The sequence below is a fragment of the Flagellimonas yonaguniensis genome (assembly GCF_029193885.1).
Taxonomy (GTDB): domain Bacteria; phylum Bacteroidota; class Bacteroidia; order Flavobacteriales; family Flavobacteriaceae; genus Flagellimonas; species Flagellimonas yonaguniensis.
In genome coordinates, this window is record NZ_JARFVB010000002.1 from 39,903 (window position 1) to 55,736 (window position 15,834).

14 protein-coding genes and 1 pseudogene are annotated in these 15,834 nt (G+C 41.7%); 8 read left to right on the forward strand and 7 right to left on the reverse strand.

Annotation, left to right across the window (positions count from 1 at the left end; translation table 11 throughout):
- Nucleotides 1-28 precede the first annotated feature (28 nt).
- The 4 genes and pseudogenes from PY092_RS04520 to deoD all read left to right on the forward strand — a co-directional run bounded on the left by PY092_RS04520 (nucleotide 29) and on the right by deoD (nucleotide 2,248).
- Nucleotides 29-409 carry a hypothetical protein gene (locus PY092_RS04520; RefSeq protein WP_275614672.1) on the forward strand — a complete coding sequence of 127 codons (381 nt, stop codon included), beginning with the start codon at nucleotides 29-31 and terminating at the stop codon, nucleotides 407-409.
- Between the two features lie 82 nt (nucleotides 410-491).
- On the forward strand, nucleotides 492-896 hold the full coding sequence (locus PY092_RS04525; RefSeq protein ID WP_275614673.1) for a hypothetical protein: 405 nt from the start codon (nucleotides 492-494) through the stop codon (nucleotides 894-896).
- A gap of 1 nt (nucleotide 897) precedes the next feature.
- A pseudogene (gene deoC / locus PY092_RS04530) lies at nucleotides 898-1,467 on the forward strand (deoxyribose-phosphate aldolase); the annotation flags it as partial.
- 76 nt (nucleotides 1,468-1,543) lie between these two features.
- Nucleotides 1,544-2,248, forward strand: a complete 705-nt coding sequence (gene deoD / locus PY092_RS04535) for a purine-nucleoside phosphorylase (RefSeq protein ID WP_275614675.1) — start codon at nucleotides 1,544-1,546, stop codon at nucleotides 2,246-2,248.
- Between the two features lie 23 nt (nucleotides 2,249-2,271).
- Here the strand turns inward: deoD and PY092_RS04540 are convergent, their stop codons facing one another.
- From PY092_RS04540 to PY092_RS04555, 4 genes are read right to left on the reverse strand one after another with little or no spacing between them, the layout of a single operon-like run.
- Nucleotides 2,272-3,990 (reverse strand): adenosylcobalamin-dependent ribonucleoside-diphosphate reductase, encoded by a 1,719-nt coding sequence (locus PY092_RS04540; protein ID WP_275614676.1) that lies wholly within the window; start codon nucleotides 3,988-3,990, stop codon nucleotides 2,272-2,274.
- A complete protein-coding gene (locus PY092_RS04545; protein WP_275614677.1) occupies nucleotides 3,987-5,015 on the reverse strand; it encodes a DUF1611 domain-containing protein in 1,029 nt (342 codons plus the stop codon). The genes PY092_RS04540 and PY092_RS04545 overlap by 4 nt, the downstream gene beginning before the upstream one ends.
- Nucleotides 5,016-5,025: 10 nt before the next feature.
- Nucleotides 5,026-6,198 (reverse strand): M20 family metallopeptidase, encoded by a 1,173-nt coding sequence (locus tag PY092_RS04550; protein ID WP_275614678.1) that lies wholly within the window; start codon nucleotides 6,196-6,198, stop codon nucleotides 5,026-5,028.
- Nucleotides 6,195-6,824 (reverse strand): flavin reductase family protein, encoded by a 630-nt coding sequence (locus PY092_RS04555; protein ID WP_275614679.1) that lies wholly within the window; start codon nucleotides 6,822-6,824, stop codon nucleotides 6,195-6,197. The genes PY092_RS04550 and PY092_RS04555 overlap by 4 nt, the downstream gene beginning before the upstream one ends.
- 129 nt (nucleotides 6,825-6,953) lie before the next feature.
- Between PY092_RS04555 and ftsH the strand changes: the two genes are divergently transcribed.
- A complete protein-coding gene (ftsH, locus tag PY092_RS04560) occupies nucleotides 6,954-8,978 on the forward strand; it encodes an ATP-dependent zinc metalloprotease FtsH (RefSeq protein WP_275614680.1) in 2,025 nt (674 codons plus the stop codon).
- A 47-nt stretch (nucleotides 8,979-9,025) separates the two neighbouring features.
- Nucleotides 9,026-9,415, forward strand: coding sequence for a hypothetical protein (locus tag PY092_RS04565; RefSeq protein WP_275614681.1), 390 nt, complete (start codon nucleotides 9,026-9,028; stop codon nucleotides 9,413-9,415).
- Between the two features lie 74 nt (nucleotides 9,416-9,489).
- Here PY092_RS04565 and PY092_RS04570 read toward each other — a convergent pair whose 3' ends face one another.
- The 3 genes from PY092_RS04570 to PY092_RS04580 form a co-directional block, all read right to left on the reverse strand.
- A complete protein-coding gene (locus PY092_RS04570) occupies nucleotides 9,490-10,743 on the reverse strand; it encodes a mechanosensitive ion channel family protein (RefSeq protein WP_275614682.1) in 1,254 nt (417 codons plus the stop codon).
- A gap of 65 nt (nucleotides 10,744-10,808) precedes the next feature.
- Nucleotides 10,809-12,206 (reverse strand): hypothetical protein, encoded by a 1,398-nt coding sequence (locus PY092_RS04575; RefSeq protein ID WP_275614683.1) that lies wholly within the window; start codon nucleotides 12,204-12,206, stop codon nucleotides 10,809-10,811.
- Between the two features lie 40 nt (nucleotides 12,207-12,246).
- A complete protein-coding gene (locus PY092_RS04580; protein WP_275614684.1) occupies nucleotides 12,247-12,984 on the reverse strand; it encodes a beta-ketoacyl-ACP reductase in 738 nt (245 codons plus the stop codon).
- A gap of 376 nt (nucleotides 12,985-13,360) precedes the next feature.
- Here PY092_RS04580 and PY092_RS04585 point away from each other — a divergent pair, with 376 nt between their 5' ends.
- Nucleotides 13,361-14,872: a sodium:solute symporter family transporter gene (locus PY092_RS04585; protein ID WP_275614685.1), complete on the forward strand. Its 1,512-nt coding sequence runs from the start codon at nucleotides 13,361-13,363 to the stop codon at nucleotides 14,870-14,872.
- 25 nt (nucleotides 14,873-14,897) lie between these two features.
- Nucleotides 14,898-15,815, forward strand: coding sequence for an alpha/beta fold hydrolase (locus tag PY092_RS04590; protein WP_275614686.1), 918 nt, complete (start codon nucleotides 14,898-14,900; stop codon nucleotides 15,813-15,815).
- Nucleotides 15,816-15,834 lie beyond the last annotated feature (19 nt).

Here is a 15,834-nt window from a genome sequence, read left to right on the forward strand (position 1 = left end):
CCGTACTTTTCTGATAAAATTCAATATCATGAAAAAAGTTATTTCACTTCTAGGATTATTCTTGATTTTATCGGGTTTTCAAGCTTGTGGCCCCGTGATTGTCTCACATAGACTGGCAGACCCACCACCTCCTTGGTTCTACCCAAACAGAGTGGAAGCGGTACGGTATGTGTTTTTCCCCGAATTCAATATATACTACGACCTTACCTCTAGGGTCTATATTTATTTGGATGGCGGTACTTGGGTAAAAAGACAGGTGTTGCCCCCACGTTACCGCTCATACAATCTTAACCGATCAAGGTATGAGAGAGTTCGCAATTATTACGATGACAATATTGAGCGTTACCACAATGAGAACAATAGCAATAGGGGACGCAGCAATAAAAGCGCAAGCCGAAGAAGTAATTGAATCCTTGCCCCTAAATTGAGGAATGTCATAAAAATTGAGGGGCATTAGTACTACTTTTAATAAGATTCAAAAATGTAACGGTATGCTTAATTCTGAAAAAATAGGAAACGAATTCTACCAAAATTTGGGGAAACTGTTTTATGCCGTGGCCATGGCCGACCATAACGTTAGACCCATAGAGGTAAAAAGATTGCGAAAATATGTGCGACAACATTGGTTGGATGTCGATGATATTGAAGATGAATTCCATACGGATGCCGCCTATCAAATCGAGATTGTTTTTGATTGGTTGGAGGGCGAAGAAAAAGAGGGCGAAGACTACTTTAAAGAATTCAAGGAGTTTTATAAAGAACATCATGAAAAATTTCCTGAAACCATTAAAGAACTGATTGTGGAAACCGCCGAATCCATTGCCAAATCGTTTGCAGGAAAAAATAGATCGGAGATGTTGGCTATCTTTAAGCTCAAACAACTGTTCAACCATTAGCATGTTATTGGAAAAATATATAGACCACACCAATTTAAAGCCCACGGCCACGGGGTCAGATATCAAAAAATTATGTGAAGAGGCCAAAATCCATGGTTTTTATGCCATTTGTGTAAACGGATGCCATGTGTCATTGGCCAAAGAAAGTTTAGACAAGACCGATATTAAAATCGCTGCCGTTATTGGTTTCCCTTTGGGAGCCATGTCCAGCAAGGCAAAGGTGTTTGAAGCCGTTGATTGTATTGGGAATGGGGCAGATGAAATCGACATGGTCATCAATCTCGGGTGGTTGAAGTCAGGAATGTACAATGCTGTTCGGGATGAAATCAAAGCCATAAAGGAAGCCATCGGAAACAAAATACTGAAAGTGATCATTGAAACCTGCTACCTTACCGATGAAGAAAAGGAAAAAGCATGTAATCTTGCCGTAGCCGCCCATGCCGATTATGTGAAAACCTCCACAGGATTCGGAACAGAAGGCGCTACATTCGAAGATGTGAAGCTCATGAAAAGAACGGTTGGTGAAAATGCAAAAATAAAAGCTTCCGGTGGGGTCAAGGACAAAAAGACCGCTTTACACTATATTGAGCTGGGCGTATCCCGAATCGGGACATCTTCCGGACCATCCCTAATAAAATAAGAACATCATGAGCACCCATATCGAAGCCAAACAAGGAGAAATTGCAGAGACTGTTCTTATGCCCGGAGATCCTTTGAGGGCCAAATGGATTGCAGAAACATTTTTGGAAAACCCTGTCTGTTATAATAGAATACGAGGCATGTTGGGATACACAGGAACTTACAAGGGAAAAAGGGTATCTGTACAAGGAAGCGGTATGGGCATGCCTTCCGCCATGATCTATTTTCATGAACTCATCAACGATTACGGGGTCAAGAGCATTATACGGGTGGGATCTGCTGGATCCTATCAAAAAGATGTGAAATTAAATGATGTTGTCTTGGCCATGGCGGCTTCCACTACATCGGGCATGAACAACTCCCGATTCATCAACTCCGATTATTCCCCTACCGCCGATTTCGACCTTTTTATAAAAGCAGTGAATCACGCCCAAAAGAACAACATCCCCATAAAAGCTGGAAATGTGCTCTCTTCAGATGAGTTTTATGTGGATGACCCCGAAGAATATAAGCTTTGGGCCGAATACGGCGTGCTCTGTGTGGAAATGGAAACTGCTGGCCTGTACACCATCGCTGCTAAATACAATGTGAAAGCATTGACCATTTTAACCATTTCCGACTCCTTGGTAACGGATGAGAGACTCTCTGCCCATGCCCGTGAAACCACTTTTAGGGACATGGTTCAAATTGCCCTGGCCGCCACGATATCCTGAATCAAAACTTTCAAAAGCAGCATTCAACAATTAGAGCTTTTGTTCAAATGACAAGCCTGCAAAACTTGGTTCGCCTTACTTCCGTCCCTATAAATGGTTATGCCCTTGAGCTCATATTTCCAAGCGGTCATATAAATATCTGAAACAGTTTCCTTGGAGGCATTTTCCGCTAAATTGATGGTCTTCGACACAGCATTGTCCGTATACCTCTGGAAAGCTTGCTGATGCTTCAAATGATATTTCCAATGAATGTCCAAGCTGGTTTGAAACACTTTTCGAATGTGTGCTGGAATATCCATCAATGCTTGGATGCCACCGGTATCCAGCACTTCGGTTTTCACTGCATCGGTCCACAACCCCAAGCTTTGCATGAAATCCACAAAAACCGGATTGATCTCCATTTGTGTTTGGTCGCCCAAGATGCCGACACGTTTATAAGCCAAAGCGTACAAGGGTTCAATGGAGTATGATGTCCCGGCAATTACCGAAATACTTCCCGTTGGGGCTATACTATTGCATGTAGCATTCCGCATGGGTTCATGGGGATGGAAAATGCTTTTTTCCCAGTTGGGAAACGTACCACGTTCCTCTGCTAATTCAGCCGATGCCTTATAACTTTTGGATCGCACAAAGTGCATGATCTTCTCGCCTAGTGAAATGGCCTCCTCCGAGGCATAGGGTATGTTGAGCAATGCCAACATTTCGGCCCAGCCCATTACCCCAAGCCCTACTTTCCTGTTGTTCTTTGTTGCTTTCGCTATCTGTGGCAGTAAATAATGGTTTATGGATACAATATTGTCCAAAAACCTCATGGCCACTGCAATGGCTTCATCCAACTTGTCCCAATCCACTGTTCGCTGCTGTTCTCCATCAATCTTGATTATTTTTGATAAATTGATGGACCCAAGGTTGCAGCTTTCATAATCAAACAAGGGAACTTCTCCGCAAGGATTGGTACTTTGTATTCGTCCTTCTTTGGGCACTGGATTGTGCCTGTTCATCGCATCCAAAAAAATAAGTCCTGGGTCTCCCGTGGCCCATGCCTGCTCAACTATTTTGTCCCACAGGACAGTGGCTTTGACTATTTTTGCAACTTTTTTTGTTCTTGGGTTGATTAATTTCCAGTCCGATCCCGTCCCAACGGCATGCATAAAATCATCGGTAATGCCTACAGACAAATTGAAGTTTTGCAATATGTTTCCTTGGGATTTTGAAATGATAAATGCTTCAATATCTGGATGATCCACATTTAGAATTCCCATATTGGCTCCTCTGCGTTTTCCACCTTGCCGCACATGTTCCGTTGCCGTATCGTATATTTTGATGAATGCCAAGGGGCCCGATGACACTCCCCCAGAAGATGACACCAAATCGCCTTGTGGTCGAAGTTGGGAAAAATTATACCCAGTTCCTCCCCCGCTTTGATGAATCAAGGCCATATCTTTCAAGGTAGTGAATATACTGCTCAAACTATCCTCTACGGGTAGCACAAAACAAGCACTCAACTGCCCATTGGGCAATCCTGCATTCATTAAGGTTGGGGAATTCGGAAGAAATTGGAGACTGGTCAAAAGGGTATAAAATCTATCTTCCCAGGTTTGCGCATCCTTGTTTTCCGCACTTGCGACGCACTGGGCCACCCGCCTAAAAAGTGCTTCTGGGGATTCAACTACCTTTCCGTCGATATTCTTTAGCAAATATCTGGCATTGAGCAATTGTTCTGCGTTTTTGGAAAGTTTCATTTTACTTGGAGCGACATCCCTGTTTTGGCTGTCAAAATTTTCTTCAACTCATGGGTTGTGGTGGAGTCCATCAGGTTCAGTGCTTTTACCCCACACAATTCCTTTACCATTCTGGCACCGGCCAAAGTATTGGAGGCTACTCCGGTAACAATATCGGGAACCAGTTCAAAGGCCTTCATCAAACCATGGACCGCATAGGGATCCGAAGCACTCAAAATGGTGCACTTTATATGTTCGCGCAACACATTTATGGCAATGTCCCCATTATAGGGTTCCAAAGGGGATGCCCCGATTTCAACAATCGCTACATCTGCATTTTCGCTGGCCATTCTACTGAGCATCTGTTCCAATTTTTCTTGATAGACCTCGGCAGGGCAGATGGAGGAAGGGAGCCCCACATCCACAAAATCCAATATCCCGTCCGCGCCCACGTCCTTAAAGGCCAAAATATCCTTAAAGCGACCAGCCCCTGTGAGTTTTGCCCCGACCACCTTATATCCAGCTTGTTTAAAAATGTTGGTTACAATGCGAGCCGATGTTGTCTTACCTGCCGACATGGAAGTGCCCACAAACAGAATGACCGGTGTATTAAAGGGAATCTTGGGAATGGTCTCAACAAAATCATCCATCCTTAGCTTTCTGCCATCCCGAACCGCATGACCTCTATAAATGGTCTGAATCATTTTGGGCAAAAACATCGATTTGGATGTGAGTTTTCCCATAAGCCCAGCTCCAGTGAGTACGGTCATTTTCAAATCGTCCGCTACATTCCTCCAACTTCCCGTTGCTTCCAAGGTGGCGTAGCGTTCCCCTAGGGCCCCTACGACAAACTCTCCAGCGATGACCCCCCTCATCCTGCCATTGGGCAGTTCGATTTTTAGGCTCTCCCCTCCTTCGTTCAAGATTTCGCAAATAACATAATCGCCTGTTTGCCATTGATCTCGTGGCAAAACCTTTGTCTGAAATTCCTTTTCCGCTAAATCCGATATTCGGGTCAATGATGCATATATGTATTTGTGGTCCATGATAATGAGTTTAATTGTTCCCTGCCCCTGCTAACATCAATAGGGTCAATAATGCCGTCCGAACTGGAAACTCGTCCAATAAAATGTATTCATGTTGGGCATGTGCCCCATCGCCGGTAGTGCCCAGGCCATCCAAAGTAGCCGTATACAAACTGGTGGTGTTCCCATCGGACCCTCCTCCAGCTGTGGCCTCCTCCAAGTCCAACCCTAAAAGGGCGCCTTGGGCCTTGGCCAATCTCCAAAGCATTCGATTTGCCGTTGTCTGTTCCATGGGCGGTCTTCCAATCCCTCCTTCAATCTGTACCTCAACATCTGGCATGGTGGGTTTGAGTGATAGAATCTCTTCAGTTATCCGTTTGCCATCCTTTTTATTTAGAACACGTACATCGACCACGGCTTTACTTTGTGGTGCGATTACATTCGGAGAAACCCCACCTTCGATCATCCCAACATTGACGGTAATGCCCCTATCAAAATCGTTCATGGCATATAACCGCTGTACTTGATGTGAGAGTTCCACAATGGCATTCACCCCTTTTTGTGGGTCCAACCCAGCATGTGCCGCTTTTCCTTTAACGGTAATCGTGAAACGTCCAATACCCTTTCTGGCCGTTTTCAGTTTGCCCGTTAATCCCAAAGGAGGTTCCATAATGTAGGCTCGTTCGCTTAGCTTGGCCAATCGTTCAATGGCCCTTCTGGATTCCCTGCTACCGATTTCTTCATCTGAATTGATCAAGAGAACAGGTGTCATGGGCAAAGTCAGATTCAAGGCATCAATGATCTTTAACGCAAAAATTATTTGGGTAAGGCCAGCCTTCATATCGTAAACTCCCGGTCCCCGCATTATCCGACCATCATTCGTTACCGGCATTTGCTTTATGGTATCCAGTTCCCAAACCGTATCACAATGTCCTATCATTAATTGCAAAGCTTTGCTTTTGTCTCTTTCAATGGGTCTTGCATACAAATACCCCCCTGTTTCCTTTCCTGGGACATGAAGGGTATAAAAACCCAATTTCTTCAGCTCTTCAGCAATGAATTTGATGATTTTATATTGTGACTTCGGGTTTCGAGAAGGGGATTCCAACGATACCAACTGCTCCAAAAAACCCAACATTTCCTTCTCACTTGATTTGAGTTGGCTCAGGATACAATCTGCAATATGGGCTACCTTGGAACTCATCTTTTAAAGTCTTTTGGAAATGGAAAATTGTAGGTTTCATGGATTTTGGCAAAACGACCGTTGGCAATATAGGCCAACAATGGGTTGTCTTTTATCTGTTGCTGTTCGTCCTTTTCGGATAACCTCAAATAATCGTTGTGCACATAGGCTTTCTTGATTTTTCCTGTAATGATACTGTTCTCCCCAAAACCATCAATAATCTTGAACAGTTCACATTCCAAGTACAAATAAGCATCCTTGACCAATGGAGCATCCATGGAAGTGGCCTTTATCAGGGGAAGGGCTTCCACGATTTGTTGGGATTTGTTCAATTCTTCCGTTCTGGGGGAAGCACTCAAAGAAGTGGTCGTCACTTGATCGGTTCTAGGAAAACTAACGGTAAATTCCCTTGTTCTTTTTACATTTTGATAGGTTCCGTGCCTTGGAGTGCACACAAACCCAAAATAGTTGTCAAACCCGATCGGAGTGGCCATATGCTTGGGTGCAAGGTCGTAGCCTTGCTTTTCCTTGGTGCCGACCACGATCAAAGGGGCAACCGTAAATATCCTCTCCCAAATCGGGAACTCGGTATTCAAGGAAACATAGTTTTTTACCTGAAGGGCATCCATAATCAATAACTTTTGCACTTTTTTAAAAATACGATCACATATCAGGGTTTCCTATGACCTAAATCATTTAGAATGATAGCATTGTAAGCTAGATTTGGGATAATTACCAATGGACACAATGATGTTTCAAGTGAAGCAGCGAAAACCATGTCTTCAAATTCAAAACATAGCGGCACGAATAACATTGGGAAAGACACTGATAAAAGCCCAATCCCTCCAAAAGGCGGCAATAAGATAAGCTGGATATATTGGGGGGTGCTTCTCTTTATATTGTTATTTCCGTTTTTTAATAAAAACATTAGCGGAAGCAAAGAAATCGGTTGGGCCGAATTCGAGGAATCGCTCTTGTCCCAAAATGCCATTGAAAAAATTGTCGTTGTCAATAAAGAGATAGCTCAGATCTACCTCAAAAAAAATTTACAGGACAACCCTGAGCTCAAAGAAGATACCGAAGGACTTCTATCATCCAGCTCTGGTCCCCACTATTACATTACCATTGGCTCGGTAGAAAGTTTTGAAAACAAACTACAACGCGCCCAAGACGATGCAGGTCTTTTTGAAAAAATCGATGTCCGGTATGAAAACCGTACGGATTGGGGCATCATACTATCTTGGGTATTGCCTTTAGTCTTTTTTATTTTTATCTGGATGTTCCTGATTCAACGAATGGGTGGCGGAAAGGGAGGAAATCCTTTGTTCAATTTTGGAAAATCCACTGCAAAACTATCGGAAAAAGGTGGAACCAAAAGCAAAGTGACCTTTAACGATATAGCTGGACTCAAAGAAGCCAAAGCTGAGGTAATGGAAGTTGTCGATTTCCTGAAAAACCCGGAAGATTATACCAGATTGGGTGCCAAGATTCCCAAGGGCGTAATGCTTGTGGGACCTCCGGGAACAGGAAAAACCTTAATGGCCAAAGCAGTTGCAGGCGAAGCCCAGGTTCCCTTTTTCTCCATGTCGGGGTCAGAGTTTGTTGAAATGTTCGTCGGGGTGGGGGCTTCACGGGTACGCGACCTTTTTAAACAAGCCAAAACCAAAGCACCAAGCATTATTTTCATTGATGAAATCGATGCGGTGGGTCGTTCCCGTGGCAAAATCAATGCTTTTCAGGCCAATGACGAACGGGAAAGCACCTTGAACCAATTACTTACCGAGCTCGATGGATTCGGGGACAACACAGGGGTAATCGTTTTGGCCGCTACCAACCGTCCCGATGTTTTGGACAAGGCCCTTTTACGCCCCGGAAGATTTGATCGTCATATTTACTTGGAACTTCCCAATCAATCGGAACGAACCGAGATTTTCAAGGTACACATCCGCCCTTTGAAACTTGCAAAAAACGTTGATATTGATGTCCTGGCCAAACTAAGTCCCGGGTTCTCTGGTGCCGATATTGCCAATATATGCAATGAGGCAGCTCTGATGGCGGCACGGAAAAAGAAAAACGAGGTGGAACAAGAGGATTTTATGGCGGCCAGGGACCGTGTGATCGTGGGAATGGAACGCAAAAGCAAGATCATCTCACCGAAGGAAAAGGAAATTGTAGCCTACCATGAGGCTGGGCATGCTGTTGCCAGTTGGCATCTGAAACATGTGGATTCCCTTGTAAAGGTCTCCATCATACCAAGGGGAAAATCACTGGGCGCCGCTTGGTACTTACCGGAAGAGCGGCAAATTGTGACCAAATCACAGTTTATTGACCAGATGTGCGCATCGTTGGGTGGAAGGGCCGCAGAGGAAATCGTTTTCAACGAAATCTCTTCCGGTGCTCTGGACGACCTTGAAAAAGTGACCAAACAAGCATACACCATGGTGTCTTACTATGGATTGGATGAAGAAATCGGCCCTATCAGTTTTTATGATTCCACTGGGGACAATGAACGTTTACTGGGAAAACCCTATAGCGAGGAGATGGCCAAGCAAATTGACCATGAGGTCCACGATTTGGTCATATCCGCCTACGAACGGACAAAAAATTTACTGGTACAACATAGGGATGAACTGGAAAATTTGGCACAATTGCTCTTAAAAAAAGAGGTAGTGGACAAAAACGATCTTGAAAAACTTCTAGGCAAGAGAAGTCATCAGGTATTGGAAGGGGATAACAAGAAGCCTAGCGAGACCAACTTACTTGTAGACTATTTCAATATTGAAAAAAACAAAGTCAAATAACCGTTCAACAAAGTCAATCGACTTATTTGGACATTAAATAAAACGTCATGGAAAATACATTGATTTACGACTCTGACCTTCATTTTGAACACAAACAATGGGAGTTGGAGCTAGAGTTTTGGAAAGATGAGCTAAAAACCTTTAAGAACAGGTTAAACGAACTTATTGGCCGATACGAAGCCCCAGATGTCCTTGCCAAACTGGAACATTTTCAGAATGAATTCATTTTGCACGGAAGTGTCATCGAAGAACTGGAGGAAACCATAGAGGAACACGAATCCAATATGGCCGAACACAGTAAAATAGGGGAAGTTGCTTTGGATGTTTCCTTAGTGGACAAGCATGTGAAATTCAGAAAAAGAATGGAGACCCAACGTCAAATCTATGCCGACCTTAAAATAGAATTCTTTCAATTTCTAACGGAGTACTGGACCTAATCGATGTCCCGTTTTAAAGCTTTGGAACAACTATCAATACCCGATTATCAGTCGATTTTCGGGCAAAGGCCCATCTATGGTTTCTGTGCTGGGCCCAACGATGCGGGCAGCTCAAAAATCTCCAATGAAAAATAGGGCAAAGCAGCCAAAAGATGGTCAAAGATATCGGCCATTACATATTCGTAGTTTTCCCATCGCTTGTCAGAACTGAACGCATAAATTTCCAAAGGAATACCTTGAGAGGTAGGCTGTAATTGGCGAACCATTAATGTCATGTTCTTGTTGATCGCGGAATGCCCTTCCAAGTAATTGGTCACATATTTTCGAAACACGCCCAAATTGGTAAGGTTTCTACCGTTAAGCAATAGTTCTTTATTGATTTGGTTTGATTCGTTGTAGGAATTGATCTGATCCTTCCTACTTATTAAATAGGGTTCCACCAAATGAATCCGTTTCAATGATTCAACTTCTTCATTGGTCAAGAATTTAATGCTTTGTTGCCTAATGATCAATGACCTTTTTATACGCCGCCCCCCCGAAACCTGCATTCCCCTCCAATTCTTGAATGAATCGGAAATAAGTGCATAGGTCGGTATGGTGGTAATGGTCATATCAAAATTCTGCACCTTGACAGTGGCCAAACTTATTTCCACCACATCACCATCGGCCCCGTATTTATCAAAAGTGATCCAGTCCCCGATACGGACCATATCGTTTATGGTAACCTGTATGCTGGCCACAAATCCCAGAATGGAATCTTTGAAAATAAGCAATACTACTGCTGAAGCCGCACCCAAAGCGGTAACGAATTCCCATACCGTGGTTTCCGTAACAATGGCAAAAATGGTAAGTATACCCACTACCCATGCAAAAATCATGAATACCTGAACATAGCTATCTATCGGCTTGTCCTTGAACTTGGGGCGGGTTTTCAGATATCCGTTGACACTTTTAAAAAATTTTCTGAAAATGACCAAGACCAAAAAAACGAAAAGTATTTTAATGGTTTTCAGCGCAATAATCTCTGCATAATTGAAATCTGTAAAGGCCACCGGCACAAATTCCAACAAAATGGTCAATGGCACTACATGGGCCAGGTAACGGGGAACCCGCTGGGCCACCAAGAAATTGTCAAAATTGTTTTTTGACTTTCTGGCCAGCCTTACAGAAAGTCCTCGTAAAACCTTCCAAATAAGCACATCCAATAAGAAAACAAGAATGAGAACAACCACGACTAAAATCAACAGGTTTAAATAGGCCGCCAGATCCTCTGCCATTCCGGTCTTCAATAAATAGTTGTACAGTAAACGCCCTAGGTCTTTGTCCATGTAATGCAATCTTCTAACACTTGTCGCAAAATTACAGGATCTATTTTAGCTTTTGAATGATAAAGTCACTGGATTGCTCTTTTAATGGATGATTCCAGCAGATCGGTAACACGCCCAGAGGGTTCTATTTGGTATGTGGCCTTTAAACGATCTATCTCTTTGCGGATGCCACTTAAAAATTTGGTTTCAGTAATATTCCCTTCTTTATGGTTAGCCAGTGCCATATACCATTTAAAATAAGAAAAGGAAACATAGTTTTTTACAAAGTGTGATTCACGATCAATTAGGTTGTATCGTCTAATGGTCTTCTTCACTTGGGCAAACTCTTCAAGGTGAACCAATGTTTCCATATAGGTTCTGAAAAACTTTATCCAATTGTGCTCCAAAATATCTTTTTCATACATGGTCAAGCGATTTTCGGCATATCGCTTGGCATTTTGAAACTGCCCGTTATCATTATAACTTTTCATCAAAGATGATATAAACAAGGTTCTATTGTATTTATTGGACATCTGTCTTGCGAACGGTCGGGCTTCTATCAACAGATCCAATGCCTCTTTGGGCCTTCCCAATTTGGAAAGATTGAAGGAGTAATTGTTCAGATACATGATATAATCGTTCCCTTGCTCACTGATCGAAAGTTTACCGTAATATAATGCAGAATCGTAATGATCCATCTTCATTAAGATAAGCTGTTTGTTGCCATAATAATTGAGTAATAGTTTTTTCGAATAGTACGATCCATCCTCCAGCTTCGGCTCCAATTCTTTGTAATACCCAAGAACTTCTTTCAGAACATCATTTTTGAGCAATGCCACATAACTCAATAAAATCAAGGTTTGGTATCTATTGTACCCATCCAACCCCTGCTCGGACCACAAACGGGTCAACCACGATATCCATTTGATGGAATTTTGGGAAATCTTCAAATTATGGTAGTCCGTAACAATATCCACTGTGGCCTGGGTCATTCTATTGTTCACTTCCTTGGAACGAACATAATCGTCGTGGTAATCGTGAACAAAAGTATGTATGAGTTCGTAGTCGTTGAGTCTGACCCTTACCAAAAGGAACATGAGATAGTTCTTGACCACTTCATAAAATCGAATAAAATGAAAATGGTGCGGTTCGTACTGCTTGATCAATTGTAGTAGTTCTTTCTCCTCATCGGAAGAAATCGTATCTGTTTTTATACGGATATCAAAATAGTTGAGGCGCTCATAATATTGGTCCGTACAGAATCCATCGAGTTTGGATTCCATCCAGTTCATCAAATGAGAGTATTTTCGTTTATCTATTTTGGCATCATAATCCTTAGGAGGCTTTCCACTGCAGACATTATGGTAAATCGTATCAAAAATATCCTCACGGTCCTGATCTTGAAATTGTTTTACACGACCAAGCAGCATAACCTCATGCGGCAAAAGTGAGTCCGTATATATTTGAAATTTTTTAAGCTTCATTCATTCTTCTAAAATAATTTCATCTGGACCCAACTAGCTATCACATTACAAGTCCACCATCCACACTCAACACTGTTCCATTAATAAAGTTGGCTTCATCCGAGCTCAAAAACAGGTATGCATTTGCGATATCCTCAGGGGTTCCCATTCTTCCAAGGGGGGTTTTCTCCTCAAGATTCTGTATTACCTTTTCTGGTATAGTACCTACCATTTCGGTTGCAATAAATCCTGGTGCTACGGCATTTACACATATTCCCTTTCTACCGAGTTCCCGTGCCCAAACCTTGGTCATTCCAATTACTCCAGACTTTGTCGCCACATAATTGGTCTGACCGAAATTACCATAAAGCCCCACAATGGACGCCGCACTTATGATTTTTCCACTACCTTGGGCTACCATATGTTCTGAAATAGCTTGGGTACAATTAAAAACACCGGTTAAATTCACATCGATTACCGATTTCCATTGCTCTGCAGTCATTTTTTTAAGCGTCGCATCCCGGGTAATCCCAGCATTGTTGATAAGAACATCAATGTGATGGTATTTCTCCATTACCTCGCTAACCGCAGCGTCAACAGAATCCCTATTCACGGTGTTCACTTCTTGAAAATAGAGTGATCTACCTTCGAAGTCACTTAATAAATCGCTTCCTGCTTTGGAATCAATATCCCAACAAACAACCATTGCTCCCTCTTCCAAAAATTTTTTCACGGTAGCCTTACCAATTCCTTTGGCGCCCCCTGTTACGATGGCAACCTTGTTTTCTAATCGTTTCATTTAGTTTGATTTTTGGATAAAGCTACTGCTAAAAGACTGGCAATAATATAGTAATTATAATTTTATATATATTGACTTTTTATATTTAATTTATTTATTTATTTGATTTACAGTATTTTATAATATTATATTCTATGCTGACTATAAATATTTTTTGTCATTATCATCTCTATTTTTATTCAAAAAAGACCTATTTTTCTTAAAAAAAGTAGATAATATATAATTTTTAGATAAAAAGTCCACATCAATATTCTTAACATCTATTGATTCTTTCTCAAGAAAAAAAATAATCTTTAAATGCGAATTTCATATTAATTCCGCACATATTTTATTGATTATTCATTATAACAACAACTTAATCCGACATATTTAAATTATGACCGATACGTACCAAATAACCACACTGGTTGTCCTCATTGGATTCATGTCCATCCTATTCTATTTGGTTTACAAGTCAAGGGTTTCATCCGACAGCTTGGAGGTGTATGCGGTAGGAAACAAATCATTCTCTTCCATTTCAGTGGCATTATCATTGGCCGCATCCATAACCAGTGCCGCTACCTTTATCATAAACCCGGGTTTTATAGCACTCTATGGCCTCAGTGCATTCATAGCTTTTGGGGTAGTAATGCCATTTGCCATTTATGCCGCCCTCATCATATTCATAAAACGCTTTCGCAAATATGGGATGAACGTAAAGTCCATATCCATTGCTGATTGGGTGGGCAAACGTTATGACTCCCAATTCCTAAAAATCCTATTTGGCTTCTTGAGTATTTTATTGATCACCTTTATAGTATTGATATGTGTAGGCATAACAAAGGTGGTCTCCAAAGCTTTGGATGCCAACGAACTTACCGTCTTAATCATTATTGTGGCAGTAGTGTTTACCTATATGATGATCGGTGGGGCCAATACCATGGTCTATACCAACTCCGTACAGGCTGCTTTAATGATTATCGTTGCCATCCTCCTCTTGGGTTCAGGAGCGTACCTATTGTTCAAAACAGGAGATGATGGTTTCATTAACCAGTTGAATGCCATAGACCCATCGCTAACACAAACCTTCAACAAACAAAGTCCACTTTTTAGGGATTTCTTTGAGGTAGTCGTATGCAATGCTATAGTAGGTATAGCCATTGTTTGTCAACCCCACATCCTAACTAAATCATTATTGATCAAGAAAGACTCCCAAGTAAACCGGTTTTTACTCTACACTGTTTTGGTATTGATATTGTTTTTTTCGGTGGTATTTGTAGGTATCTATGCAAGGTTGAGTTTCCCAGACCTTATGTTCAATGGAGCAAAATTGAACATGGATGGAATTGTTTCCGCCTATGTATTGCACAGATTCCCTGTCTATGTGGGGATTGTAGTTATCTTAGGCCTATTAGCTGCAGGGCTATCCACACTGGAAGGACTTATTCAATCCATACCCACCACCATTACCAATGATTTCATTATGCCATTGACCAAATTGGCCAATATAAAGGCAGCTCCCATGAGAATCAACAAGATCTTAACGATCATTGTGGGCATTGTGGCCATTGTATTGTCCTATGACCAATTGGTCAACCCAAGCCTAAGCGTGGGAATTTTTGCCCAAAATGGGGTGTATGCTTTTTTCTCCGCCGCATTTGTACCCGTATTCTTTGGCATTTTCACCAAAACTCAAAACAAATGGATTCCGATTGTAGCATCCTTAGTAGCTATTACAACACACTTTAGTGTGTACTATCTGGAACTGACCCCTTACATGGAAGGAATGGCTGTTAAAAACCCAGCAATCGCTTCAGCTTTTGCCTTGATTCTTTCTACCGTTACCGGACTCATCATTTACACAGTTAAACCTATGAACCAAAAAGCCATGGAATATGCAGGCGCTTAGGAAAATAAAAATCAAAAATTGGCCCATGGTTTTCATAGCCATTATTGCCATGTTATTTACCCAAACAGGTATGGGACAAACAACAACATCAAAAAAAATAAAACTTCCAAATCAAAATCTAGAAATCCATTACCTAAAAGCGGGTCATGGGAAAACGAAATGGGTTTTGATACATGGATTGGGCAGTTATTCCAAAGCTTACAATAAAATATTATCCAATCTACCCAAAAATGTGGAAGCCTTTGCATTGGACCTTCCCGGTTTTGGCAAAACAGATTTGAATGGAACATCCATTTCCATGGAAGATTATGCTGAAGTCGTGGATGGTTTTATCCATGAACTCGGATTAAAAAAGGTGGTTTTAATGGGACATTCCATGGGAGGTCAAATTGCCATGACCCTAGCCTTGGAAAACCCAAAATGGTTGAAGGAATTGATTTTGCTTTCACCAGCAGGCATCGAACAATTTACGGACAAAGACCGTGCGTGGTTTGATGCTGTAATTACCGAATCGCTTTACCTGAACTTAACCGATGAACAAATCCGTCAAAACTTCAATATAAATTTTTATCAAGGAAAACTACCTGAAGATGCAGAGTTCATGTACCAGGACCGAATAAAAATAAAAGAGGATACTGAAGCCTACAAAACCTATTGTTCCACCATTGTTCGGAGCATCAAAGCTATGCTCGCAGGCCCCGTATATGGCCAAATTGGTCAATTTAAAGTGCCGACCATGGTACTCTTTGGAAAGAATGATCTTTTGATTCCCAATACAATTTTACATCCTGATTTAACTATTGACCTGTTAATGGAAACGCTTCAACACGATTACCCACAAACTACAAACAAACTCATAGATGAAGCGGGACATTTTATCATCTGGGACCAGTCAGAAAAGGTTGTGGAAGAGATTCAAAATTTCACGAATGCACACAAATAATTAATAACTAAACTTAAAC

What these genes read in the sequence shown, in the direction of transcription:
- PY092_RS04520 (WP_275614672.1), top strand. Translation starts at nt 29, where the DNA reads ATGAAAAAAGTTATTTCACTTCTAGGATTATTCTTGATTTTATCGGGT.
- PY092_RS04525 (WP_275614673.1), top strand. Translation starts at nt 492, where the DNA reads ATGCTTAATTCTGAAAAAATAGGAAACGAATTCTACCAAAATTTGGGG.
- deoD (WP_275614675.1), top strand. Translation starts at nt 1,544, where the DNA reads ATGAGCACCCATATCGAAGCCAAACAAGGAGAAATTGCAGAGACTGTT.
- PY092_RS04540 (WP_275614676.1), bottom strand. Translation starts at nt 3,990, where the DNA reads ATGAAACTTTCCAAAAACGCAGAACAATTGCTCAATGCCAGATATTTG.
- PY092_RS04545 (WP_275614677.1), bottom strand. Translation starts at nt 5,015, where the DNA reads ATGGACCACAAATACATATATGCATCATTGACCCGAATATCGGATTTA.
- PY092_RS04550 (WP_275614678.1), bottom strand. Translation starts at nt 6,198, where the DNA reads ATGAGTTCCAAGGTAGCCCATATTGCAGATTGTATCCTGAGCCAACTC.
- ftsH (WP_275614680.1), top strand. Translation starts at nt 6,954, where the DNA reads ATGTCTTCAAATTCAAAACATAGCGGCACGAATAACATTGGGAAAGAC.
- PY092_RS04565 (WP_275614681.1), top strand. Translation starts at nt 9,026, where the DNA reads ATGGAAAATACATTGATTTACGACTCTGACCTTCATTTTGAACACAAA.
- PY092_RS04570 (WP_275614682.1), bottom strand. Translation starts at nt 10,743, where the DNA reads ATGGACAAAGACCTAGGGCGTTTACTGTACAACTATTTATTGAAGACC.
- PY092_RS04575 (WP_275614683.1), bottom strand. Translation starts at nt 12,206, where the DNA reads ATGAAGCTTAAAAAATTTCAAATATATACGGACTCACTTTTGCCGCAT.
- PY092_RS04580 (WP_275614684.1), bottom strand. Translation starts at nt 12,984, where the DNA reads ATGAAACGATTAGAAAACAAGGTTGCCATCGTAACAGGGGGCGCCAAA.
- PY092_RS04585 (WP_275614685.1), top strand. Translation starts at nt 13,361, where the DNA reads ATGACCGATACGTACCAAATAACCACACTGGTTGTCCTCATTGGATTC.
- PY092_RS04590 (WP_275614686.1), top strand. Translation starts at nt 14,898, where the DNA reads ATGGTTTTCATAGCCATTATTGCCATGTTATTTACCCAAACAGGTATG.